20 protein-coding genes are annotated in these 22,926 nt (G+C 37.6%); 6 read left to right on the top strand and 14 right to left on the bottom strand.

Annotation, left to right across the window (positions count from 1 at the left end; translation table 11 throughout):
* Window positions 1-333: 333 nt before the first annotated feature.
* The 9 genes from ilvA to ilvD are packed head-to-tail and all read right to left on the bottom strand — an operon-like array spanning window position 334 to window position 11,178.
* Entirely contained in the window at window positions 334-1,602 is a 1,269-nt protein-coding gene (ilvA, locus tag DVJ99_RS02230) for a threonine ammonia-lyase IlvA (RefSeq protein WP_114602978.1), read from the bottom strand.
* A gap of 12 nt (window positions 1,603-1,614) precedes the next feature.
* Complete coding sequence (leuD, locus tag DVJ99_RS02235) at window positions 1,615-2,196, bottom strand: 3-isopropylmalate dehydratase small subunit (RefSeq protein ID WP_114602979.1); 582 nt, start codon at window positions 2,194-2,196, stop codon at window positions 1,615-1,617.
* The gene (gene leuC / locus DVJ99_RS02240) at window positions 2,189-3,571 is read right to left on the bottom strand and encodes a 3-isopropylmalate dehydratase large subunit (RefSeq protein ID WP_114602980.1); all 1,383 of its coding nucleotides are present in this window, start codon (window positions 3,569-3,571) and stop codon (window positions 2,189-2,191) included. The genes leuD and leuC overlap by 8 nt, the downstream gene beginning before the upstream one ends.
* Before the next feature lie 15 nt (window positions 3,572-3,586).
* Complete coding sequence (leuB, locus tag DVJ99_RS02245; protein WP_114602981.1) at window positions 3,587-4,627, bottom strand: 3-isopropylmalate dehydrogenase; 1,041 nt, start codon at window positions 4,625-4,627, stop codon at window positions 3,587-3,589.
* Window positions 4,624-6,156 (bottom strand): 2-isopropylmalate synthase, encoded by a 1,533-nt coding sequence (locus tag DVJ99_RS02250; protein WP_105994196.1) that lies wholly within the window; start codon window positions 6,154-6,156, stop codon window positions 4,624-4,626. The genes leuB and DVJ99_RS02250 overlap by 4 nt, the downstream gene beginning before the upstream one ends.
* 24 nt (window positions 6,157-6,180) lie before the next feature.
* A complete protein-coding gene (ilvC, locus tag DVJ99_RS02255) occupies window positions 6,181-7,185 on the bottom strand; it encodes a ketol-acid reductoisomerase (protein WP_105994197.1) in 1,005 nt (334 codons plus the stop codon).
* Between the two features lie 58 nt (window positions 7,186-7,243).
* Entirely contained in the window at window positions 7,244-7,717 is a 474-nt protein-coding gene (gene ilvN, locus DVJ99_RS02260) for an acetolactate synthase small subunit (RefSeq protein ID WP_114602982.1), read from the bottom strand.
* The gene (gene ilvB / locus DVJ99_RS02265) at window positions 7,714-9,474 is read right to left on the bottom strand and encodes a biosynthetic-type acetolactate synthase large subunit (protein WP_114602983.1); all 1,761 of its coding nucleotides are present in this window, start codon (window positions 9,472-9,474) and stop codon (window positions 7,714-7,716) included. Before ilvB ends, ilvN begins: the two co-directional genes overlap by 4 nt.
* 6 nt (window positions 9,475-9,480) lie before the next feature.
* Window positions 9,481-11,178, bottom strand: coding sequence for a dihydroxy-acid dehydratase (gene ilvD / locus DVJ99_RS02270; RefSeq protein ID WP_105994200.1), 1,698 nt, complete (start codon window positions 11,176-11,178; stop codon window positions 9,481-9,483).
* 456 nt (window positions 11,179-11,634) lie between these two features.
* Here ilvD and tsaE point away from each other — a divergent pair, with 456 nt between their 5' ends.
* Genes tsaE through tsaD form a run of 4 tightly spaced genes read left to right on the top strand, consistent with a single transcriptional unit; the run spans window position 11,635 to window position 14,207 of the window.
* A complete protein-coding gene (tsaE, locus tag DVJ99_RS02275) occupies window positions 11,635-12,108 on the top strand; it encodes a tRNA (adenosine(37)-N6)-threonylcarbamoyltransferase complex ATPase subunit type 1 TsaE (RefSeq protein WP_114602984.1) in 474 nt (157 codons plus the stop codon).
* Complete coding sequence (gene tsaB, locus DVJ99_RS02280; RefSeq protein ID WP_114602985.1) at window positions 12,077-12,742, top strand: tRNA (adenosine(37)-N6)-threonylcarbamoyltransferase complex dimerization subunit type 1 TsaB; 666 nt, start codon at window positions 12,077-12,079, stop codon at window positions 12,740-12,742. The genes tsaE and tsaB overlap by 32 nt, the downstream gene beginning before the upstream one ends.
* Window positions 12,718-13,182 (top strand): ribosomal protein S18-alanine N-acetyltransferase, encoded by a 465-nt coding sequence (rimI, locus tag DVJ99_RS02285; protein ID WP_346426304.1) that lies wholly within the window; start codon window positions 12,718-12,720, stop codon window positions 13,180-13,182. Before tsaB ends, rimI begins: the two co-directional genes overlap by 25 nt.
* Window positions 13,182-14,207, top strand: coding sequence for a tRNA (adenosine(37)-N6)-threonylcarbamoyltransferase complex transferase subunit TsaD (gene tsaD, locus DVJ99_RS02290; protein ID WP_114602986.1), 1,026 nt, complete (start codon window positions 13,182-13,184; stop codon window positions 14,205-14,207). Before rimI ends, tsaD begins: the two co-directional genes overlap by 1 nt.
* A 362-nt stretch (window positions 14,208-14,569) precedes the next feature.
* Here tsaD and DVJ99_RS02295 read toward each other — a convergent pair whose 3' ends face one another.
* Window positions 14,570-16,495 carry an ABC-F family ATP-binding cassette domain-containing protein gene (locus DVJ99_RS02295; protein ID WP_114602987.1) on the bottom strand — a complete coding sequence of 642 codons (1,926 nt, stop codon included), beginning with the start codon at window positions 16,493-16,495 and terminating at the stop codon, window positions 14,570-14,572.
* 562 nt (window positions 16,496-17,057) lie between these two features.
* Here DVJ99_RS02295 and DVJ99_RS02300 point away from each other — a divergent pair.
* Window positions 17,058-17,699, top strand: a complete 642-nt coding sequence (locus DVJ99_RS02300) for a redox-sensing transcriptional repressor Rex (RefSeq protein WP_105994205.1) — start codon at window positions 17,058-17,060, stop codon at window positions 17,697-17,699.
* 51 nt (window positions 17,700-17,750) lie between these two features.
* Here DVJ99_RS02300 and DVJ99_RS02305 read toward each other — a convergent pair whose 3' ends face one another.
* Both DVJ99_RS02305 and DVJ99_RS02310 read right to left on the bottom strand, forming a co-directional pair.
* Window positions 17,751-17,975 (bottom strand): sulfurtransferase TusA family protein, encoded by a 225-nt coding sequence (locus DVJ99_RS02305; protein WP_105994206.1) that lies wholly within the window; start codon window positions 17,973-17,975, stop codon window positions 17,751-17,753.
* A 42-nt stretch (window positions 17,976-18,017) separates the two neighbouring features.
* Window positions 18,018-19,103, bottom strand: coding sequence for a YeeE/YedE family protein (locus DVJ99_RS02310; protein WP_105994207.1), 1,086 nt, complete (start codon window positions 19,101-19,103; stop codon window positions 18,018-18,020).
* Window positions 19,104-19,312: 209 nt separating this feature from the next.
* Here DVJ99_RS02310 and DVJ99_RS02315 point away from each other — a divergent pair, with 209 nt between their 5' ends.
* Window positions 19,313-20,794, top strand: a complete 1,482-nt coding sequence (locus DVJ99_RS02315) for a GH32 C-terminal domain-containing protein (protein ID WP_114602988.1) — start codon at window positions 19,313-19,315, stop codon at window positions 20,792-20,794.
* Window positions 20,795-20,879: 85 nt separating this feature from the next.
* Here DVJ99_RS02315 and agrA read toward each other — a convergent pair whose 3' ends face one another.
* Together agrA and agrC are read right to left on the bottom strand one after the other, a co-directional pair.
* Complete coding sequence (gene agrA, locus DVJ99_RS02320; RefSeq protein ID WP_105994209.1) at window positions 20,880-21,596, bottom strand: quorum-sensing response regulator AgrA; 717 nt, start codon at window positions 21,594-21,596, stop codon at window positions 20,880-20,882.
* A 2-nt stretch (window positions 21,597-21,598) separates the two neighbouring features.
* Window positions 21,599-22,900 (bottom strand): quorum-sensing sensor histidine kinase AgrC, encoded by a 1,302-nt coding sequence (gene agrC, locus DVJ99_RS02325; RefSeq protein WP_114602989.1) that lies wholly within the window; start codon window positions 22,898-22,900, stop codon window positions 21,599-21,601.
* Window positions 22,901-22,926: the final 26 nt, after the last annotated feature.

Below are 22,926 nucleotides of genomic sequence, written 5' to 3' on the forward strand. Positions count from 1 at the left end.
GTTAATAGGTTCGGGGTGGAAGCATAGCGATATGTGGAGCTGACGAATACTAATCGATCGAAGACTTAATCAAATTTCAAGTTTTGATTGGTTGAATTGAAATTTACTTACTATCTAGTTTTGAATGTATAATCGTAAGTTATATATTTATGGATGCGATGAGCCGCATTGAGATCTCAGGTTTGAGGTCTTTTTTTATGCCTAAATTCCTGTGTATATCGCATTTAGTCTAGTTGTATTCTATTTCTTGAAGGATAGGCGATAGTAATTAGAACTTTATACATAAAAAGAGAAGCCGTGCATCCTGAGGGAAACACGGCTTGTCTCTGTGGTTTAAATCAATAATGAATACAACATTTTGTTTTCATTAATATAGATATTAGATGGATCGAACTCATGAACCTTTTCTTTAAGGCGAGTCAGATCATCATGATTGTTGAGCTGAATACCGATAATAACTGTACCTGTGTTTTGAGAAGACTTTTTCAAGTACTCAAATTTAGTAATATCATCATTCGGTCCTAATACATCATTTACGAACTCTTTTAACGCACCTGGACGTTGAGGGAAGTTGAAAATGAAGTAATGTTTCATTTCTTCAAAGAGTAAAGAGCGTTCTTCGATTTCTTTCATGCGGTTGATATCATTGTTGCCGCCGCTGATAATACAAACTACTGTTTTACCTTTAATTTGATCACGATATTGTTCTAGAGCGGATACGCTTAAAGCACCTGCAGGTTCTGCGACAATTGCTTGTTTAGAATACATATCTAAAATTGTCGAACAAACCGCACCTTCATCGATTTGAAGATAATCATCAACGACTTTTTTCGCAATTTCAAAAGTAATTTTGCCGACTTGTGCTACAGAAGCACCATCTACAAATTTATCGATTTCAGGCAGTTTCACACGTTTGTTTTCTAATACAACAGAAGTATACATACTTGCGGCACCTTTAGGTTCTACACCTACAATTTTAGTTTGCGGTGATTTTTCTTTGAAGTAGCTGCCTACACCAGAAATCAATCCGCCGCCGCCGATAGCTGAAAATAGATAGTCAACGTGGATATCCTCTTGTTTCGCTTCTTGTAAAATTTCAGTCGCAATTGTACCTTGACCTGCAATTGTATTGACGTTATCAAATGGATCGATAAAGTTCATTGCGTGTTTCTCAGTGTACTCTAAAGCTTCTTTTAAGCAATCATCAAAAGTATCGCCGACTAATACGACTTCTACATTTTCTCCGCCGAAGAATTTAACTTGGTTAATCTTTTGAAGGGGAGTTGTGACTGGCATAAAGATGACTGCTTTCAAGTCTAAACGACGTGCAGTAAATGCGACACCTTGTGCATGGTTGCCTGCACTGGCACATGTAATACCTTTTGCTTTCTCGCTGTCAGATAAGACTTGAATTGCGTTGTAAGCACCTCTCAATTTAAAAGAACGTACCCATTGTAAATCTTCTCGTTTCAAATATACATTACAATCGTATTTTAAAGATAAATAGTGATCCTTTTCTAGAGGTGTTTCTTTTACAATCGGCTGTAATGATAAAAAAGCATCCTCTATATCTTTCGCTGATACAGCAGTTTGTACTGTCATTTCGCTCACTCCTTAATTTTGTTGGAATTTATGTTCATATTGTTCAATTTGGTCTTCATACTCTAATGTAATCGCAATATCGTCTAGTCCTTGAACGAGCTTGTTTTTCCAAGTTGAATCAATATCAAAATGTAATTCTCGATCAGGTGTTTTAATAACCTGATTCGGAAGATCGATTTCAAGTTCTTTATAGTTAGATAAGAACTCGCGATCTTCTTTGTTTAATACTATTGGTAATAAAGCATTTTTAGTTGCGTTCATGTAAAAGATGTCACTGAAACTGCCGGCAATAATAATATTAATACCGTAGTCTTTAAGCGCCCATGCCGCATGTTCACGGCTTGACCCGCATCCGAAGTTATCTCCTGTAATTAAAATGGAAGCACCTTTATATTGAGGTTGGTTCAATTCGAATTCAGGATTATCCGAACCGTCTTCTAAATAACGCCATTCATCAAATGCATAAGGACCGAGTCCTGTTTTTGATACGCCTTTTAAATGTACTTTCGGGATGATTTGATCCGTATCAATATTGTCGTGGAAGAGTAGTGCAGTTTTGCCTTTATATTGAGTAATCGGTTCAATTTTAAGCATGTTCAATCGCCTCCCATTTTCTTACATCTACAAAGCGTCCTTCAATCGCAGCTGCTGCGGCCATTGCAGGTGACACTAAGTGTGTACGTGCACCTTTGCCTTGTCGTCCTTCAAAGTTGCGGTTGCTGGTAGAAGCACAATGTACACCAGCTGGCACTTGGTCAGGGTTCATACCCAAACACATTGAACAGCCAGGTTCACGCCATTCAAAACCAGCATCTTTAAAGATTTTATCAAGACCTAATGCTTCAGCTTGATGTTTAACACTTCTAGAACCCGGTACCACAATCGCTGTGATATTTGGATGTACTTTATGGCCTTTGACAAACTTGCTTGCTTCTTTCAAGTCTGAGAGGCGGGCATTTGTACAAGAACCTAAGAAGACATAGCCTAATTCAATATCTTCTGCTTTCTCTCCAGGTTTAAGGTCCATATAGTGATATGCACGTTCGTCGTTGATATTTTCAATTTCTGGGAATGGGGTATTGAAGCTGACACCCATTTCAGGACTTGTTCCCCAAGTGACTTGAGGTTCAAGGTTTGAAACATCTAATTCAATAACACGATCAAATTGTGCATCTTGATCACTGTAAAGTGTTTTCCAATAATCTGCAGTTGCTTCATCGATATGTGCATAAGGACGGCCTTTCACATATTCAAGTGTAGTTTCATCAGGTTCGACTAAACCGTATTTTGCGCCGGCTTCGATAGCCATGTTGCAAATCGTCATACGCTCGTCCATTGAAAGACTGCGAATCGTTGATCCTGCAAATTCAAGGGCATAACCTGTACCGAAATCAACACCGTATTGGTTGATCAGATAAAGAATAATATCTTTGGCATAAACACCTTTTGGCAATTCGCCGTTAATATCAATCAAAAGATTTTTAGGTTTTGTTTGCCATAGTGTTTGTGTCGCAAATACATGTTCAACTTCACTTGTGCCGATACCAAAAGCAATCGCACCGAAAGCACCATGTGTTGCTGTGTGAGAGTCTCCGCAAACAATGGTTTTACCAGGTTGAGTTAACCCCATCTCTGGTCCGACCATATGTACGATACCTTGTTCTTCAGTACCATTATCAAAGAGCTTAACACCAAATTCAGCACAGTTCTTTTGAAGCGTTTTGATTTGTGTTGCGGCAATTTCATCTTTGATGTTGAAAATATCTTGTGTCGGTACGTTATGATCAATTGTCGCAAATGTTAAATCAGGGCGACGCAGTTTTCTGTGTTGAATTCTTAATCCTTCAAAGGCTTGAGGTGATGTGACTTCATGGATAAGATGCAAGTCAATGTATAATAATTGCGGTTCACCTGCATTTCCTGTGAGTACGTGTCTATTCCATATTTTATCGAACAAAGTTTGACCCATTTCAATCACCATCCTTTAAAGTTGTTGTAAAATTTTATCGAAAATTTCCGAAGTATGTGCATTACCGCCTAAATCAGGTGTTGTAAAACCTGTTTTAAGCAAATCATAAACAATAGATTCTAATTCTTCTGCAGCTTGTACTTCATTAAATGTTTCTCTGCAGCACATAGCAAGAGAAAGAATCATACCTGTAGGGTTTGCTATATCTTTACCAGCAATATCAGGTGCAGAACCATGAATCGGTTCATAAAGTTTTGTACCTTTTTGTCCATAGCTGACAGAAGGGGATACGCCTAAAGATCCTGGAATGACTGAAGCTTCGTCACTTAAAATATCACCAAACAAGTTTTCAGTAACAATGACATCAAACTGTGTTGGGTTAGTAATAAGGTGCATACTGCACGCATCTACAAGTAAGTGCTGAACTTCTACATCAGGGTATGATGCTGCGACTTCATTAATTGTTTTGCGCCATAATTTACTTGAAGCTAATACATTTTCTTTATCAACAGAAGTCAGCTTTTTACGTCTTGATTCTGCAAGCTTGAATGCTGCATGTGCAATACGTTCAATTTCTGCTTTTGAATATGTTAATGAATCAATCGCATGATCATCAGCTAGTGTTTTAGGTTCTCCAAAGTACAATCCGCCTGTTAACTCGCGTACAATCACAAAGTCAGTACCTTTGACTCTTTCTTCTTTTAAAGGAGAGAATTTGCTTGCGCCTTCGACTACAGCAGTAGGGCGGAGGTTCGCAAATAATTCAAGGTTCTTTCTTAAAGCGAGTAAACCAGCTTCAGGACGTTTTGGACTATCATTCCATTTTGGTCCGCCGATTGCGCCTAATAAGATAGCATCAGATGCTTTACAGGCTTCTAGTGTAGATGATGGAAGCGGGTCGCTATAGTTATCTATAGCGGCCCCTCCAAAATCATAGGTTTCTAATTCATAATCAATGTTATATTTTCTGCTTAATTTCTCTAATATTTTTAAAGTACCTTCTAGTATTTCGGGTCCGATTCCATCGCCTGGAAGGGCAGTGATTTTATAACTCATGCATTCACCCCATCATTCGCTGTTTGTTCAGCAATATGATTAGAATATGCTTCAACATAAGCTTTGCATGAAGCAAGCAATACGTCATGATCAATACCGATACCATAATAAGAACGGCCATGAATACTGATTTCAACATTAACTTGAGCTTGTGCATCAGATCCTTCAGTAATAGAAGTGATTTGATAGTTTAAAAGTTCTGACTTAGCATCAAAGATTAAATCAACTGCATTGTAAACAGCTAGGATAGAACCAGTGCCTGTTGCGGCAGATTGATATTCTTTACCGTTTTGGTCACGAAGTTGAACGACTGCGCTTTGAACACCTTCAGCAACAAATTGAAGCTGTAAGTTTTCAACGTGATAAGCAGCATTTGTTTCGTGAGAATGACCTTGAACAAGGGCATGCACATCATAATCAGAAACATTTTTCTTTTTATCAGCAATCGATTTAAATTGTTTGAACAATTCAACTTGTTTTTCTGGACTGATTTCGTATCCAAGTTGTTTTAATTTTTCCGCAAAAGCATGTTTGCCTGACAATTTGCCAAGTGGCAATTCTGAAGTTTTGATACCGACTAATTGCGGAGTCATGATTTCATATGTTTCACGATGTTTTAAGAAACCATCTTGGTGAATACCAGATTCATGACTGAACGCGTTTTGACCGATAACCGCTTTATTTCGAGGTACAGGAATACCTGCAAAGCGAGCAATCAAATCTGAAGTTTCTTTTGTACGTCCAAGATCAAGGTTAGATTCAATACCATAATGATCTTTACGGACATATAAGCCTAAAGCAACTTCTTCAAGTGCTGTGTTGCCGGCACGTTCGCCGATACCGTTAATACAGCCTTCGATACGTTTTGCACCATTTTCAATGGCAGCCATACTGTTCGCAACAGCTAGACCTAAGTCATCATGACAGTGTGCACTGTAAATGATTTCTTTGTCAGATTTCACATTTTCAAGCAATACTTTAAAGATATTTCCAAATTCAGCAGGGTAGCTATAACCTACAGTATCAGGAATGTTGATTATTGTTGCACCTGCATCTACAGCTGTTTGGACACTTTTAATTAGGAAGTCTAAATCTGTTCGTGTCGCATCTTCGGGTGAGAATTGTACAACATCGAATAAAGATTTGCCGTAAGCAACGTTTTCAGTGATTTGCTCCAGCACTTCTTCTTGAGTCATTTTCAATTTATACTCTAAGTGGATAGGGCTAGTAGCGATAAATACGTGTAATTGCGGATATTTTGCATCTTTAGTAGCTTCGTATACAGCATCGATATCTGATTTTTTACATCTTGCTAAACCAACTACTGCTGTTTTTGTTAAGGCTCTTGAAATTGCCTGTACTGAATCAAAGCTGCCTTGACTAGATGCTGGGAATCCTGCCTCAATTACATCAACTCCCCATTTTTCTAGCTGCTTTGCAATGGTCAATCTTTCATCAAAAGAAAAACTGACGCCTGGAGTTTGTTCACCGTCTCTAAGTGTTGTATCGAAAATTTGAATATGACTCATTTTAATCAACCTCCTGATTGTGTATTATTCTTCAATAGTTTTATTTTCAACGAAAGGCATCATTTCGCGAAGTTTTTTACCAACGCCTTGGATTTGATGACCTTGAGCTTCTTTACGAAGTTTGTAGAATTCTTTGAATCCATTTTCATTGTCTTTGATGAAGTTATTAGCGAATGTACCGTTTTGGATGTCAGTTAATACAGCTTTCATGTTTTCTTTAACGTCTGGAGTGATAACACGTGGACCAGATACATAGTCACCATATTCTGCAGTGTTTGAAATTGAATAACGCATAGTTTCCATACCGCCTTCGTACATTAAGTCAGCGATCAATTTCATTTCATGTAATACTTCGAAGTAAGCAAGTTCTGGTTGGTAGCCAGCTTCTACTAATGTTTCGAAACCGCTTTGGATTAAACGAGTTACACCACCGCAAAGTACTGCTTGTTCACCGAATAAGTCAGTTTCAGTTTCTTCTTTGAATGTAGTTTCGATTACACCAGCTTTAGTAGCGCCGATACCTTTTGCATAGCTTAATGCGATATCAAAAGCATTGCCAGTTGCATCTTGGCCTACACCGAATAATGCAGGAACTGAGCTGCCTTCTACGAAAGTACGTCTTACAAGGTGTCCTGGACCTTTAGGAGCTACTAAGAATACATCAACATCTTTAGGTGGTTTGATTACATCGAAGTGGATGTTGAAACCATGTGCAAATGCTAATGCGTTGCCTGCTTCTAAGTTAGGAGCGATTTCTTCTTCGTATACTTTACCTTGGATTTCGTCTGGTAATAATACCATTACTACGTCTGCTTGTTTCACAGCTTCTCCAACTGGATAAACATCGAAACCATCTTTTTTAGCTCTGTCGAAAGAATGTCCTGGGCGGATACCGATTACAACGTCATAGCCATTGTCTTTAAGGTTTTTAGCGTGTGCGTGACCTTGTGAACCATAGCCTAATACCGCGATTTTTTTACCTGCTAATGCGTCTTTTTTTACTGATTCGTCATAATAAACTGTTGTCATGATAAATTCCTCCAAATTTTTGTTTTATTTTAAATTCACAAATTTGCGAAAATTAAAATTATAATAATGCTGCTGTTCCTGTTCTTGAAACTTGATCAATCTGTTGTGATGATAGTTGTTCTAAAAATGCATCTAAAGCTTGTTGTGAACCAGAAGCTTGTAAATACGTATAACCATCTTCTTCATTCAAAACTGAAACTAGCGCATCACTGCGATTGATAATATTTTCTAACACTTTTTGATCTACAGGTGTTGCTACTTTTACTAATAAAAGTTCTACATTGTAAAGACTTGATGTAGTGATATCCTCTACAGATAATACATTGATTTGTTTTTCTAAATGGCGGATGAGTGATTGTGTTTCTGACTCATCATCGATTTCTGCCACAAAAGTCAAATCCGAAATGCCAGGCTTGATACTTGGTGTTACGCATAGAGTAACGATATTGAATTGACGGCGTAAAAATGTGCTTGTCAATCTGTTCAATGTACCCGATTTATCGATTACTTGAGTTTTGAATGTATGTCTCATAGTACACCCTCCATTTCGTTATTGGCTTTACCGCTTGGAATCATTGGTAATACATGTTCTTTAGGTGAGATTCTTACTTCAATCAATGCAGGACCTTTATGTGCAAATGCTTCATCTAATTGTGATTCCAATTGTTTCGGATCATCGATTAAGAATGCTTTCACACCATAAGCTTCTGACAATTGCTGGAAGTCAGGTTGTCCATTGAATACTGAATGAGAGAAACGTTGGTTAAAGAACTTGTCTTGCCATTGTTTTACCATTCCAAGTGTTCCGTTATTGATAAGGACAATTTTAATATCTAACCCATATTCATTTAAGATAGCCATTTCTTGGTTGGTCATTTGGAAGCCGCCGTCGCCTACAAAACAAACTACTGTTTTATCAGGTGCAGCAAGTTTTGCTCCGATAGCAGAAGGGATACCAAAGCCCATTGTTCCTAAACCGCCGCTTGTCACAAATTGATTATGATGTTTAAATGGATAGAATTGTGCTGCCCACATTTGATGTTGACCAACATCTGTTGTAACGACTGCTTCGCCATTTGTGATTTTGCCGATATATTCGATAGCTTGTTGCGGTTTGATGAATAAATCAGCGTCTTCATCTGTATAAGCGAAAGGATGCTCTGTATTATTATTTACACATTCATCCACCCAATATTGATGGTCGTCGAAATGCTTTGTTTCTTGAAGCAATGCTTCTAATAATAATTTGCAATCTGCTACAACACCTAAGTCAGTTTTGATGATCTTATCGATTTCAGAAGCGTCGATATCTACATGAACAACTTTAGCGTTTTTGGCAAATTCTTTAGGGTTGCTTGCAAGACGGTCATCGAAGCGGCTGCCTAAGTTGATCAGCAAGTCGCAATCAGATAATGCCATGTTGCTCGCATAAGAACCGTGCATACCGCCCATGCCTAAGAATAGGGGATTGCTGTATGGAATAGTGCCTAAACCGTGTAATGTTGTTACTACTGGGATTTGATGACGTTCTGCAAATTCAGTCATTAATGGACCAGATTGAGAATGTCTGACACCAGCACCTGCTAAGATAACGGGTTTCTTCGCTGATTTTAACCAATCAAGAATCGTCAATACATCTTTAGGATTCGGTGCATCTGCTAAACGATAACCTGGTAAATCAAGTTCCTCGCAAACATCTGCTTCTGTTTTCAAGATACCTACATCTTTAGGGAAGTCGATAACAACTGGACCTTTGCGTCCTGTATTTGCGATGTGGAAAGCTTGATGAACGACTTCAGGGATTTCATCCGGATGTTTAACTTGGAAGTTGTGCTTTGTGATCGGTGTTGTCATTGACAGCAAGTCAGCTTCTTGGAAAGCATCTTTACCGATACCTGGTGTTGCAACTTGTCCTGTAAACACAACTAACGGTAGTGAGTCACTGTAAGCATCCGCGATACCAGTGATAACATTTGTTGCGCCTGGACCGCTGGTAACAACGACTACGCCAGGTTTGCCAGAAATTCTGGCATAACCTTCCGCAGCGTGTACTGCACCTTGTTCATGTCTTGCTAAGATATGTCTGATTTTTCCATCATAGAAAGTATCATATAACGGTAAAACTGCGCCGCCTGGATAACCGAAGATTTGTTCAGTACCTTCTTTTAATAGTGCTTCAACGAGCAGTTCTGAACCGCTTCTCTCTGTTGACTTGGCTGTTTCATTTTTTCGTTCTGCTTGTGTGCCGGGTGCTTCATTTTGATTCTTTGTCATTTGTGGGTTAGACATAAAGCATCACTCCTCATCGATTAGATATTCTGGAACTCTCATTACGCCGCCTGTGTTTGCACTTGTAACGAGTGCTGTGTAACGTGCAAGATATCCAGATTTTACTTTTGCTTTGAATGGTTTAAGTTCTGATTTTCGTTTGTCTAATTCTTCACTTGAAACTTCAACATCTAATGTTCTGTTTGTTAAATCGATTGTGATTTCATCGCCGTCGTTGATTAATCCGATCGGACCGCCTGATGCTGCTTCAGGTGAAATATGTCCGACAGCGATACCTCTTGTGGCACCTGAGAATCTTCCATCAGTGATTAAGGCAACATCTTTGCCTAATCCGCGTCCTACGATTGAAGAAGTAGGGGCCAGCATCTCTGGCATTCCTGGTCCGCCTTTAGGACCTTCGTAACGGATAACAACCACATGTCCTTCGCGAACTGTATGGTTATCAATAGCTTCAACAGCTTCATCATGTGAATCGAAGCAAATCGCTTTTCCTTTGAAGACTTTGATTTCAGGGTCTACACCGCCGACTTTGATAACTGCACCGTTAGGAGCCAAGTTGCCGTATAAGATAGATAGACCGCCTTCTTTATCATAGGGTTCTTCCAATGTATGGATAACATCAGTATTTTTGATTTCTTTGCCTTCATTATTTTCACGAAGTGTTTTGCCTGTAGCAGTGATTCTATCCGGATGCAATGTTCCTTCTTTTTTCATTAATTCGTTGATAATCGCTGGAACACCGCCGGCTTCATGAACGTCATGCATAGAATATGAAGAACTTGGTGCGATTTTAGATAAATAAGGTGTACGTTTCGCGATTTCATTGATGCGGCTTAAATCATAGTCAATGCCGGCTTCATTCGCAATCGCAAGTGTATGAAGTACTGTATTTGTAGAACCGCCCATCGCCATATCTAATGCGAATGCATCATCTAATGCTTCTCTAGTAACGATGTCGCGCGGTTTTAAATCGTTTTTGATATTGTCTACTAATTTGAAGGCTGCTTCGCGAATCATTTCACGACGTTGGTCTGAAACAGCTAAAGCAGTACCGTTATATGGAAGGGCTAGTCCTAAAACTTCCATTAAACAGTTCATTGAGTTGGCAGTGAACATGCCTGCGCAAGAACCGCAAGTAGGGCATGCATTTTGTTCCATATCCAAGAAATCTTCCTTACTCATTGAACCGCCTTTAAATGCGCCGACAGCTTCGAACATTGAAGATAATGTTAAAGCTTTGCCTGTTGATGATAATCCGGCTTTCATCGGTCCGCCTGAACAGAAGATTGCAGGTACGTTGGTTCTGACTGCTGCCATCAACATTCCTGGTGTGATCTTGTCGCAGTTAGGAATGTAGAATACACCATCGAACCAATGGGCATTGATTACTGTTTCTGCCGCATCTGCAATGATTTCACGTGATGGTAATGAATAACGCATTCCTATATGTCCCATAGCGATACCATCATCGACGCCGATTGTATTGAATTCAAATGGAATAGCGCCAGCTTCTCTGATTGCTTCTTTAGCGATGTCTGCAAGTTCTCTAAGGTGTACGTGTCCTGGAACGATATCAATGTAAGAGTTGCAAATTGCTACGAACGGTTTGTTCATATCTCTTGGGTCTTTGATTTGTCCTGTGGCATGAAGTAAACTTCTGGCTGGAGCTTGTTGGTCTCCTTTTTTGATAGTGTCGCTTCTCAATATAATTCCTCCCGTATATTCAAATAAAAAAACGTCCCAATAATATTGGGACGTCAATGAAGTCCCATTCAATCGGAAATAGGACTTAAACATTTAGTAGTTTCAATTACTAAAGTTCGAGTCCTAGCAAATTAATAAAATGACTAAAATATTTGTTGTTGTCGGTAGTGTATTCGTATGTGTTCTGTTAGTCATTTCAATTTGCTCCTTTCGAATGGTTTTATGAATAAATTTGAATTGTCTAAAAATTTGATAAACTTAATTTACTACATGGGGAGGGCAATGTCAACAGATTTCAGAAAATTATCTAAATTAATTTTTGAAAAGGTTTTCTTTAATTACATATTTCAATTTTCATGCAATCAGTCATTTGATGCTGAAGGTATTGCTTAGCATGTTACAATATAGAAGACGAATTTTCTGCAGCATGCAGAAACATAAATAGGAGATTTGAAAATGATAAAAATCAACAACATTGATCAAATGAATCAATTTGCTGAAATTCTGACTAAGCATTTACAACCCAAAGATTTAATTCTATTAGATGGAAATTTAGGTGCAGGGAAGACAACATTAAGTCAATTTATCGGAAAGCACTTAGGTGTAAAACGTACGATTAATTCACCGACCTTCAATATTATTAAATCCTATAAAGGAACAAACATGAAGTTTCATCATATGGATTGCTATCGTTTAGAAGATTCAGAAGAAGATTTAGGATTCGATGAATATTTTGAAGACAATGCTGTCATCGTCATCGAATGGAGCGAATTTATTAAAGACTTGCTGCCGAATGCATTCTTGCGTATTCAAATCACAGCTCAAGATGCGCAGACAAGAACACTTAAAATAGAAGCAAGCGGACAACATTATGAAGCATTAAAGGAGGAAGTCGAACGTGAACTATCTGCTGCTGGATACATCCAATAAGCCTATGTCGCTTGCAATTATGCAAGATGAGACAGTTTTAGTTGAACATACTACGAATATTAAACGCAATCACTCTGTGCAGTTGATGCCTGCGATTCAAACAATTATTTCTGAAGCAGGTATGACAAAACAGGATATTGATGCCATTGTTGCCGCAAAAGGACCGGGTTCTTATACAGGTTTAAGAATCGGTGTAACGATTGCTAAAACATTAGCGTATGCACTGAACACGCAATTGTATGGTGTGTCATCTCTTGCTGCTTTAGCTGCGACAATACCAAATATTCATGCAAATCAACTGATTGTTCCAGTGTTTGATGCGAGAAGAGAAGCGGTTTATACCGGCGTCTATCGTTATGAGCAAGGCAAACTTGTCACTATGCTGGAAGATCAATATATGACAATTTCTGAACTTAACAACTATCTTGAACAAAATGCATTGCCTTATGTATTTGTCGGATATGATTTAGAAAACATCCAAGACCTGCTCCACGGGAATATCTTGCATCAACTTCCAAAAGCCAGTGCTATGCATGCATTAATCGAAAATCCTGAAGACATTCATACATTCAAACCAGACTATCTGAAATTATCCGAGGCAGAACGCAATTGGTTAAAAACACAACAGGATTAGACAATTTAAATATACGATTAATGACTTTGGAAGATGTACCGCAAGTATTTGATTTAGAACGTATGTGCTTTAATAACAGCTCTTGGACGATTGATGCGTTTTATCATGAAGTAGAGAAAAATAAATTTGCACGCTACTTTGTGATGGAATACAACCAAGAAATCATCGGCTATATCGGGATGTGGGTTGTGATTGATCAAGCGCAAATCACAACGGTAGCCATTACTGAAACGATGCGCGGTTACGGTTTAGGAAAATTGATTATCGAATATGCAATGAGCTATGCAAGACAAACATGTGATGTAATGAGTTTAGAAGTACGTATTGAAAATCGTCCGGCACGCCACGTTTATGAAGCTTTAGGTTTTAATTATGGCGGCAAACGCAAAAATTATTATGGAGAGGGTGAGGACGCACTCGTAATGTGGGTGGATTTATAATGGAAAAAGATACATTAATTTTAGCAATAGAATCAAGCTGTGACGAAACTAGTGCTAGTGTGATAAAAAATGGTAAAGAAATTTTAAGCAACGCAGTATTAAGCCAAATCGAAAGCCATAAACGTTTCGGCGGTGTAGTACCTGAAGTCGCAAGCAGACATCATGTCGAAGGCATCACAGGTACAATTGATGAAGCGTTAGAAACAGCACAAACAAATATGAAGGATATAGATGCTGTAGCTGTAACAGAAGGACCAGGACTTATCGGTGCATTATTAATCGGCATCAACGCCGCAAAGGCTTTAGCTTTTGCTTATGATAAGCCTTTAATCCCAGTGCATCACATTGCAGGTCATATCTATGCGAATAATTTAGAAGAACCTTTTGCGTTTCCTCTAATGGCTTTAATTGTATCAGGCGGTCATACGGAACTGGTATATATGAAAGATCATTTGAACTTTGAAGTTATCGGAGAAACTAGAGATGATGCAGTGGGTGAAGCTTATGATAAAGTTGCACGTACGATTGGTCTGCCTTATCCTGGCGGACCAAAGGTAGATCAATTAGCAGCAAAAGGCAAAGATGTATATGACTTTCCGCGTGTATGGTTAGAACCAGACAGTTTTGATTTCAGTTTCAGCGGACTTAAAAGTGCAGTCATTAATAAGCTGCATAATCTAAAACAAAAGAATGAAACAATTGTCCCTGAAGATGTCGCAGCAAGCTTCCAAAACAGTGTCGTTGAAGTGTTGGTTGGAAAAGCAATCAAAGCGTGCGAAGCATACGAAGTTAATCAATTGATTGTCGCTGGCGGCGTTGCAAGCAACAAAGGATTGCGACAAGCTTTGAAAACAGCATGTGCAGAACATGACATTAAGCTTTCGATTCCTAACCCTAAACTTTGTACAGATAATGCGGCTATGATCGGTGCAGCAGGCTACTATATGTATGAAGCAGGGATGAAAGCTGGTTTAGATTTAAATGGTAAAAGCAGTATAGATATTGAAGAATTTTCAGTAGAATAACAAAGAAGTGTCTTGAATCGTTTCTATTCAAGGCACTTTTTTTATACCATGACATAGTAATATTACAAGATAATGAACTTAAAAAACGCTTTACAAAGTTAATGGTTTGTCAATAGCGAACGTGCGTACTTATCAACAGAAAGTGAATAACTTGTGGATAATTGTGTGTAATTATGTGAATAACTGTGGATTACGGTGTGAATTGTTGAGAAATCAGTGTCTTTTTACTTGTGGATAAAGTGGATAACTCTGTGGATAGTTGGTGTAATAGGGTTTCAGATGTGCATAATTTTGTTAAGGAATTGTAATAAAAGAGGCGCAAAAATGAGTATTCATTTCTGCACCTCTTAAACTATTATTGCTTATATCATTTTTTCTTGTAATTCTTCCCATTTCAACATCACTTGTTCGAGTTGCTGTTCGATTGTATCTTTTTCTTCAGCTAATTGTGCTGCTTTTTCTGGATCGTTAAAGACTTCAGGCTGTGTTAAAGCAGTATCGATTGCTTCTATTTGCTGTTCGAAGGATTCAATCTCTGATTCGCAGCTTTCAATTTGACGTTCCAATTGGCGCAATTCTCTTCTTTGCGCTTTTTGGTCTTCATATGAATGGTTAGTTTCGTCTTTGGCTGTTTCGACAGCTTGTTCAGCTTCTTGTTTGGCCAAAATTGCAGCTTGTTCTTCTGTTTTATCTAAGTAGTATTGATAGTCGCCGGCATAAACTGTACCGCCATCAGGCTGCATATCAAAGATTTTATTCGCAAGCTGGTTAATAAAGTAGCGATCGTGCGAAACGAAGATTAATGTCCCCTCAAAGTTTTGCAGCGCTTGTTCAAGCATTTCTTTAGAATCAATATCTAAGTGGTTGGTCGGTTCATCTAATATTAAAACGTTGTTGCGTTCTAACATTAATAACGCCAGCTGCAAACGTGCTTTTTCTCCGCCGGATAAGTCATTGATAATTTTTTTAACATCTTCTTGTACGAATAAGAAACGGCCTAATACCGCACGTACATCTTTTTCAGGCATCGTAGGATATTGATCCCATACATAATCTAGAATCGTTTTGTTAGATTTGAACTCTGCTTGCTTTTGATCGTAGTAACCGACACGCAAGTTTGCACCATGGGTAATCTCTCCGCCGAGTTTTGGGAGTCTGTCCGCAACAGTTTTGATAAAGGTAGATTTGCCGATACCGTTCGGTCCGATAACACCGATATGATTGCCTTTTGTGACTTCCATCGTAATAGGGGCAATGACTGGTTCTGTATAACCGATTTCTAAATTGCGGATATGGTAAACGTCATTGCCTGTATTGCGGTCGAAATCAAATTGGATGTTAGCACTGCGTGCATCGAGCATAGGTTTATCGATACGTTCGATTTTTTCTAGTACTTTTCTGCGGCTTTTAGCCATGCCGCTCGTTGAAGCACGAGTGATATTTTTTTCTACAAATGTTTCTAAGCGCTTGATTTCGGCTTGTTGACGTTCATATTCTTGCATACGTTTTTGATAGTACTGATCGCGTTGTGTGATAAATTTACTGTAATTGCCTACATAGTGCTGAACAACACCTAGAGCCACGTCATAAATCTGATTGACAGTTTTGTCTAAGAAGAAGCGGTCGTGACTGATAATCACAATAGCGCCTTTAAAGAAGTTCAAATAATCCTCAAGCCATTGCGTGGTTTCCATATCTAAATGGTTGGTAGGTTCGTCAAGCAGTAATAAGTCCGGTTCGCTGAGCAGCATTTGTGCAAGTGAAAGACGTGTTTTTTGTCCGCCGCTGAAGTCGTTTACAGGACGGTGAAAGTCTTCTTCATTAAAATTCAGACCATGCAGAACCGTTTTGATTTTACTTTCAAATTGATATCCCTCTAAGCGTTCAAATTGGTTGGATAACGACTCATATTTGGCCATATGTTCTTTAAATGTGTCGGTTTCGTATTCGTCCGCATGCTCAGCAAGCCATGTTGTTTCTGCTTGCATCGCTTGTTCCATTTGTTTTAAATGAGCGAAAGGTTTAGACATTTCTTCCCACACTGAGTGGTGGGTATCAAGTGTCATTTGTTGTGTTAAATAACCGACTTTCAAATTTTTGATTTTTGATACATTGCCGCTGTCGTAGCCGTCGACACCTGCAATGATTTTCATTAATGTAGATTTGCCGGCACCGTTTCTGCCGACAATTCCGATTTTTTCATGACTCTTTACTTCAAAGTGGACATCGCTAAAGATTTCTTCACCATCGAAGGATTTTGAGACATTGTTGAGTTGCAGTAATATCATTCTTTTGTTTACGAGATGAATCTAATTAATATCTCGTAGTCCTCCTTCCTAAAAAGCGTCGCTTAGTTACTATTATAAGCGCTATCGGCATTATTTCCCAACATATCATGTTTGACTCTGTTTTTGGACGTTTTGCATCGATTCGGTGTGGTTTTAAAGTAAATTTAGCAAGTAATTTTGATTTGTTTCGAAAATATGTATTCAAAACAATAATATAATCGTATAATAGTTACTATATTGCTGTAATTTGTATAGGCAAGTGTCATTAATTCTGAATACGATAGGGAGATTTCACGAAACTGTTGATATTACAGTCATTCCTTTTTTTGATACCATGGGGTATACTTAAGTAATAAAAAACGTTTACAGAATTTTTGTCAGATGCAATATAACAAAATAAAAACTATAAGAACACTATAATCTGCTTGATCTGCGTAAATGATTCAAGATTTGCGCAACTCCATCACTGTGCTATCAAAAATTGTACTATAAGAAGCAGTATTATTATGGTTAAATTGAAAAGTTCTAGGATAGTAGTTTGAAAGATTTGGAGGAAAACAGATTGGCAAATCAAAATAATAAAATTCCTCGCGCGACTTTGAAGCGATTACCATTATATTACCGATTCGTGAACACACTTCATATTAAGGGCATAGACCGCGTGAATTCTAAAACAATCAGCGAAGCATTAGACATTGATTCAGCTACAATCAGACGTGATTTTTCCTATTTCGGAGAACTTGGAAAAAAAGGCTATGGTTATAATGTAGAAAGCTTAATGGAATTCTTTAAAGGTGAAATCAGCGAAAGTGATGTTATAAGTATCGGCTTAGTCGGCGTGGGTAACTTAGGTAAAGCGTTGCTTTCTTATAACTTCTCAATCCATGATGATATGGTAATTACCGAAGCATTTGATATTAATCCCGATGTAATCGGCAAACAATTCGGTAAAGTAACAGTCAAAGATATGAAGGATATTAAAGATATCTTAGATAAAGGGAATTTGGATGTAGTGATTTTAACAACACCGGGAGAAGCCGCTCAAACTGCAGCGGATGAGCTTGTAAAAAGTAATGTGAAAGGTATTTTGAACTTTACACCTTCACGCATCGATGTTCCTGATGATGTGTCTGTTCATCATATTGATTTAGGGATTGAATTACAGTCATTGTTATTCTTTATGAATAATCTTAATCGTAAATAAAGAAAAGGAGTTTGCATGAATTATTAAATTCATCGCAAACTCCTTTTTATATTAGGCTTTTTGAACTGTGATAGTCCAAGAAGCATCGCCAAGTTGTTCGTAATTAGTTACGGGATAAGCTTTTTCAGCTGCCCAGTTTGGAATGGCTTCTGTTGCTTGAGTGCAGTCAAAGTCGATTTTTAATTCGTCTCCGACATTCAATTCTTCCATTTTCTTTTGTGCTTCAATTAAAGGGAAAGGGCAAACCATTCCTACAGTACCTAATTCGTATACCATAATTGAATCCTCCTTGATTTATAATGCATTCGCGTGAATAGTTTATGATTGAGCAGCAGGTTGTGCTGATGATTGTGCAGAGGCTTTACGCGCCGCTTTCATCGGTTTGATGAAAATGAAGTAACTCATTAACCATGTACCTAAAATCATTGATGCTAATGCAATCCAACCTTGCCATGAAAGTGCTGCTGTTGCAACTAATCCGTTTCCGATAGAGCAGCCGCCGGCTACTGATGCACCGAAGCCCATAGCTGCACCGCCGATAACACTGTTGCGCAATGTCTTTTTATCCGGTAAACGCCAAGCAAATTCTCTCGAACCTTTTGCCGCAATATATGATCCGATAAAGATACCAAGTACTAAGAAAACGCCCCAGTCTAAGAATGATGTCTTACCAGATAAAATAAATTGTACCAAGTTAGATGAAGGTGTTGTGATACCGAGTCCGCCTTCACGTCCAGTAGAATAGCTCATAGGCCAAGCGATTAATGCAATCAGGCCTACCGCAATCGCCGCAACGAAAGGATGGAATTTCTTTTCAAAGAAGAAGTGGCGTACACCTGTGAATTTTTGTTTTAATTTCGGTACTGCAATTTTAGGCTTAGGCTTGCGTAGTGTTTTCGTTACTAAATAACCTGTAATTGCGACAAGTGCAATCACCCAAATCCATGATGGGATACCTGTGCTTGTTGCCATATCTGCGTTAACATTCGTTTTAGAATTTAAACCTTCCATTACGGGTTTTAGTAAACCGACTTTAGTAATTGCTGAGAAAATCGCATAAGAAATTAATGCTAACCAGCTGCCGATTAAACCTTCGCCTGCACGGTAGTAAGTGCCTGTTGCACAGCCTCCGGCAAGTACGATTCCGATACCGAAAATAAATGAACCTACAATTGTTCCGATAATAGGGAATGTGCCGTTATCTAAAGGTTTGCCGATAATGGCTGTAAATGCTAAAAGACCGATTGCTTGTACTGAAATCGCAATAAGCAAAGCATAAAACATTTTATTGTTCTTTTGAATATACATATCTCTGAATCCGCCAGCTAAGCAAAAGCGTGTACGTTGCATGACAAAACCAAGCAAAATACCCACGATTAAGCCGCTGATAATCATCCAAATCATGAATCTCCCTCTTTTCCGATAATGTTAATATGTTTTATCCTAATACAGAATGGTATTAATTGCAAGGTGTAAATTTTCCGTAACGCTTTTTAATTTGATTTTGAACTGAAAACTGTTGTTATGTTCAATGGAATGAGATAGGTGAGGGGCTGAAAATATGCTAAAATAAAGGAAATGACGATTAACGATGTTTTAGGAGGATATGGTAGATGCAAGATTTTACAAATGAAGAAGAATTTCAACGAATTGAACAGCTCCCTGCTGAAAGAATTACTGAACTCAAAGAAAAGTTCGCACAATCACCTTATAAACAAACCTTTCATTTACAACCTCCATTTGGTTCAGCAGGCAAACCTAATGGTCTAATCTACGACGGCAGCCAATATATAATGAGTCACGAATGGTATCCGTTTGCGGTAAATAATGGTTTAAGCTACAGCTATGCTTACTTAAGTGCAGCGTTGAATCACTTTGAATCAGAACATATATTGCTGAAACCTGATAGTGCATATGATAATGAGGGAATTAAAGGCGGCAGTGCGCTTAAATTGAATGAGCAGGTGCATTGGATTTATTCCGGCCAAAGTTCTGATGCTGCGAGAGAAGGGCAATATACACAATTGCTGGCACGAAAAAATCAAGAACAAGAGATTGTAAAGCAGACAACACCGATTGAACTAGAAGTTCCAAAAGGCTATCAAGATAGTCTGCATGATCCGAAGGTATTTGAAAAAGAAGGACATCGCTATGTCTTTATCGGTGCACAGACTGATAAGCAGCAAGGAAGACTGTTAGCTTATGACGCAAATCAAATCGATAAGTGGCAATTACTTGCACCAATCTATACGAATTTATCTAATTTCGGCAAGTATTGGCATACACCCGATTATTTTGCGATCAATGGATATGATGTGCTGATGTTTACTGCTGAATCCGAAGGTCATGCTTTAAGAGCAGGTTATTTAATGGGACACTTTGATTTTAATCATTTAAAAATGAACCATGGCGACTTTAAATTATGGGATGATGGGTTTGGATTTGTGTATCCTCAAACTTGTGTCGGCCAGCATGGTGAACGTATCCTTATCGGATTGCTTCAAACAGAAGGAGAGTATGAAAATATTTCAGAAATTGATCAAGTCCCATGTCTTGCTATGCCGCGACAATTGAATGTGATGAAAGGCAAAATGTATCAGCAGCCGCATCCTAGCTTAAAAGCATTGAGATTCAATAAAGAATCAGCATTAGGTTATGCGAATAAATTTGCGAAACAGCTGCATCCTTACGAAGGTACAAACTTTGAATTGCATGTAGATATTTTAGAAAACGATGCGACTGAAATTTATTTTGAAGTGAAGGTTTCAAAATTCAATTCCACAAAGATTATTTATAATACGCATTCAAGATTAGTAACTTTAGATTGCAGCGAAAGCGGGGAAGTTCCGTTAAATGATGCTGAAACAAAATGTTCAGTACAACTCAGCCAAGATTTAGAACACTTGCAGATTTTTGCAGATCAATCGAGCATTGAAGTCTTTTGCAACCATGGAGAACGTGTGATGTCATCACGTATCTTCCCGCCTGAAAATAGTACAGGTATCAGAGTAGGGACTGAATCAGGTCAAGCTTACTTGCAATTTACAAAATATGATTTGCATTCAGTATATGAAGCAAATGACAGTGAAGTTTAGAATAGAACTTTGAAGCGGGGAACATAATAAATAGTAATAACTATAAAAGAAGGGCTGAAATCCATTGCGGTTTCAGCCCTTAATGTTATATTTTTTTAAGATTTCTTACAGATATATAGCAATGTTCGCCATTTTTAAAGTAGACTTCTCGATCTTTAGAAATGACTTCTTCAATGTTATTACGGTTGAGTACAAAACTGTTGTGGCAACGGAAGAACCGTTCATCTAATTGACTTAAGTCTTTCAGACTGCCGTAAAACTCAATTTGACGATTGTCTAAATGTGCAATCAGACGGTGTGATTTTGATGAGGATTCAAAGAACATCACATCATCATAATTCACATACACAGAGTTGCTGCCGCGTTTAAGTTCAATAGTTTCGACACTTGATTCTTTTGAAAGCAGCTGCAAGCGTGTTAAAGCAGTTTCGATACAATCGATAATACGTGTTTTCATTTCTGAAGGGTCATCTTTAAATATGAAATCCATTGCTGCTACCTTATATACAAATGTGAGATAAGTTAATTCACTATGACTTGTAATGAATATGATACTGCCGACAGAATCATAGTTTCTCAGTTCGCTGCCCAATTTAATGCCGTTAATATCTGCATCTAATTGAATATCTAAGAAATAGCAGCAAATCTCATTAGTAGATTTCGCAAATTCTAATACTTCATAAGGATCTGCTGTAGAAAGTGCGATTTCTAAAGGTTTCTCTTCAATCATAATGTAATTTTCAATAATTTCTTCGATATGTGCACGTTGTTGCGCATCATCTTCACAGATTATAATTTTCACTTCTATTTCACATCCTCGCGACCTGTATTCATGATTTCAAGCTTTTGAATAAAGTAATGATTTTCAATCACTGTATCCAATAAAATATTGTCGGCATTATCCGCAATTTCTCGTAACGTTGATAACCCTAAACCTCTGTTTGAACCTTTTGTTGAAAAGTTCTCTTTAAAGAGTTCATGTACTTTAGGAATATCTTTTGCACATTTATTCATTACAATAATCGTAACCGCTTCTTCATTCTTCATAAATCCTATTTGAATTAAAGGATCTTTAATCTCAGTAGAAGCCTCAATCGCATTATCTAAAATAATGCCCATGATCCTAGACAAATCAATCATATTCAATGATATTTTTGTGATTTCATCAGGTACCTCAACACTGACTCTAATATTATTTTCTTGTGCTTGAATAATCTTAGTCGTCAATAATCCTTTAAGCTCTCTGATCTGCAATCTTTCCAAACCATTGATTTTAAACGAATTCGTTTGAATATTATCCTTCAAAGGTACAATATTCTTATCAAAATATTCCTTTAAACCAGGCATATCATCATCTCTGATATATTCAGACATAGATAATAATATATTCACATAATCATGTCTGAACTTACGCATATCGTTATTAATCTTTTCGATACGCAACGTATATTTATAGTAATTCTCTATTTCTTGTACTTGACGTTTATACTTCATTTCTCGTAATACAGTGAAGCTGATGACAATCACAAGAATGACGATAGCTATGATAAATGCAACATATACTAATACGACAAACTTGAATGATTGACTATAATTAATATTAGATGGCATCAGTAAGTATATAACCACAAATGTTGCAGCTAAAAATACTGTTACAGTACCAATATAAAATTTGTTTGTCGAAAGATATGACCTTTTTAACTTCTTAGTTAAAAATCGGACTGCATATGCCAATAGAATAGATACAATCGTAAACATGAATAAATAAAGGATATTAATAAATATTCTTTTAGGATCATATGCATCGAGAAGTATAAAAACAGACATGGCAGAAAGGTTACCTAGATATAGAATCAGGACGCTTCCTACCATTGCCAGTAAAGAGTATAATTTAATTTTTTTGTATAAATAGATTGTGGTAAGTAGTATCACGATAAAAAGCGCGTATTTACCAATGATAAAATATGAAAAGCTACCCAATATATTTATGACTACCATCATTGCTATTTCTTTATAAGAATAACGTAAATTCAAAATAATTTTAGCTATTAAGAAGAGTAACATCCCTTGGTAAGTAGCTATGAAAATACCATTTAATAATTCCATGTTTTACACACTTTCTCTCACAATAA

Origin of the sequence: Staphylococcus sp. EZ-P03, from assembly GCF_003344575.1 — a bacterium.
Lineage (GTDB): Bacteria > Bacillota > Bacilli > Staphylococcales > Staphylococcaceae > Staphylococcus > Staphylococcus simulans_B.

What these genes read in the sequence shown, in the direction of transcription:
- leuC (WP_114602980.1), bottom strand. Translation starts at nt 3,571, where the DNA reads ATGGGTCAAACTTTGTTCGATAAAATATGGAATAGACACGTACTCACA.
- leuD (WP_114602979.1), bottom strand. Translation starts at nt 2,196, where the DNA reads ATGCTTAAAATTGAACCGATTACTCAATATAAAGGCAAAACTGCACTA.
- ilvC (WP_105994197.1), bottom strand. Translation starts at nt 7,185, where the DNA reads ATGACAACAGTTTATTATGACGAATCAGTAAAAAAAGACGCATTAGCA.
- leuB (WP_114602981.1), bottom strand. Translation starts at nt 4,627, where the DNA reads ATGAGTTATAAAATCACTGCCCTTCCAGGCGATGGAATCGGACCCGAA.
- tsaE (WP_114602984.1), top strand. Translation starts at nt 11,635, where the DNA reads ATGATAAAAATCAACAACATTGATCAAATGAATCAATTTGCTGAAATT.
- DVJ99_RS02315 (WP_114602988.1), top strand. Translation starts at nt 19,313, where the DNA reads ATGCAAGATTTTACAAATGAAGAAGAATTTCAACGAATTGAACAGCTC.
- tsaD (WP_114602986.1), top strand. Translation starts at nt 13,182, where the DNA reads ATGGAAAAAGATACATTAATTTTAGCAATAGAATCAAGCTGTGACGAA.
- agrC (WP_114602989.1), bottom strand. Translation starts at nt 22,900, where the DNA reads ATGGAATTATTAAATGGTATTTTCATAGCTACTTACCAAGGGATGTTA.
- ilvN (WP_114602982.1), bottom strand. Translation starts at nt 7,717, where the DNA reads ATGAGACATACATTCAAAACTCAAGTAATCGATAAATCGGGTACATTG.
- DVJ99_RS02250 (WP_105994196.1), bottom strand. Translation starts at nt 6,156, where the DNA reads ATGAGTCATATTCAAATTTTCGATACAACACTTAGAGACGGTGAACAA.
- DVJ99_RS02295 (WP_114602987.1), bottom strand. Translation starts at nt 16,495, where the DNA reads ATGATATTACTGCAACTCAACAATGTCTCAAAATCCTTCGATGGTGAA.
- DVJ99_RS02305 (WP_105994206.1), bottom strand. Translation starts at nt 17,975, where the DNA reads ATGGTATACGAATTAGGTACTGTAGGAATGGTTTGCCCTTTCCCTTTA.
- DVJ99_RS02310 (WP_105994207.1), bottom strand. Translation starts at nt 19,103, where the DNA reads ATGATTTGGATGATTATCAGCGGCTTAATCGTGGGTATTTTGCTTGGT.
- ilvA (WP_114602978.1), bottom strand. Translation starts at nt 1,602, where the DNA reads ATGACAGTACAAACTGCTGTATCAGCGAAAGATATAGAGGATGCTTTT.
- ilvB (WP_114602983.1), bottom strand. Translation starts at nt 9,474, where the DNA reads ATGTCTAACCCACAAATGACAAAGAATCAAAATGAAGCACCCGGCACA.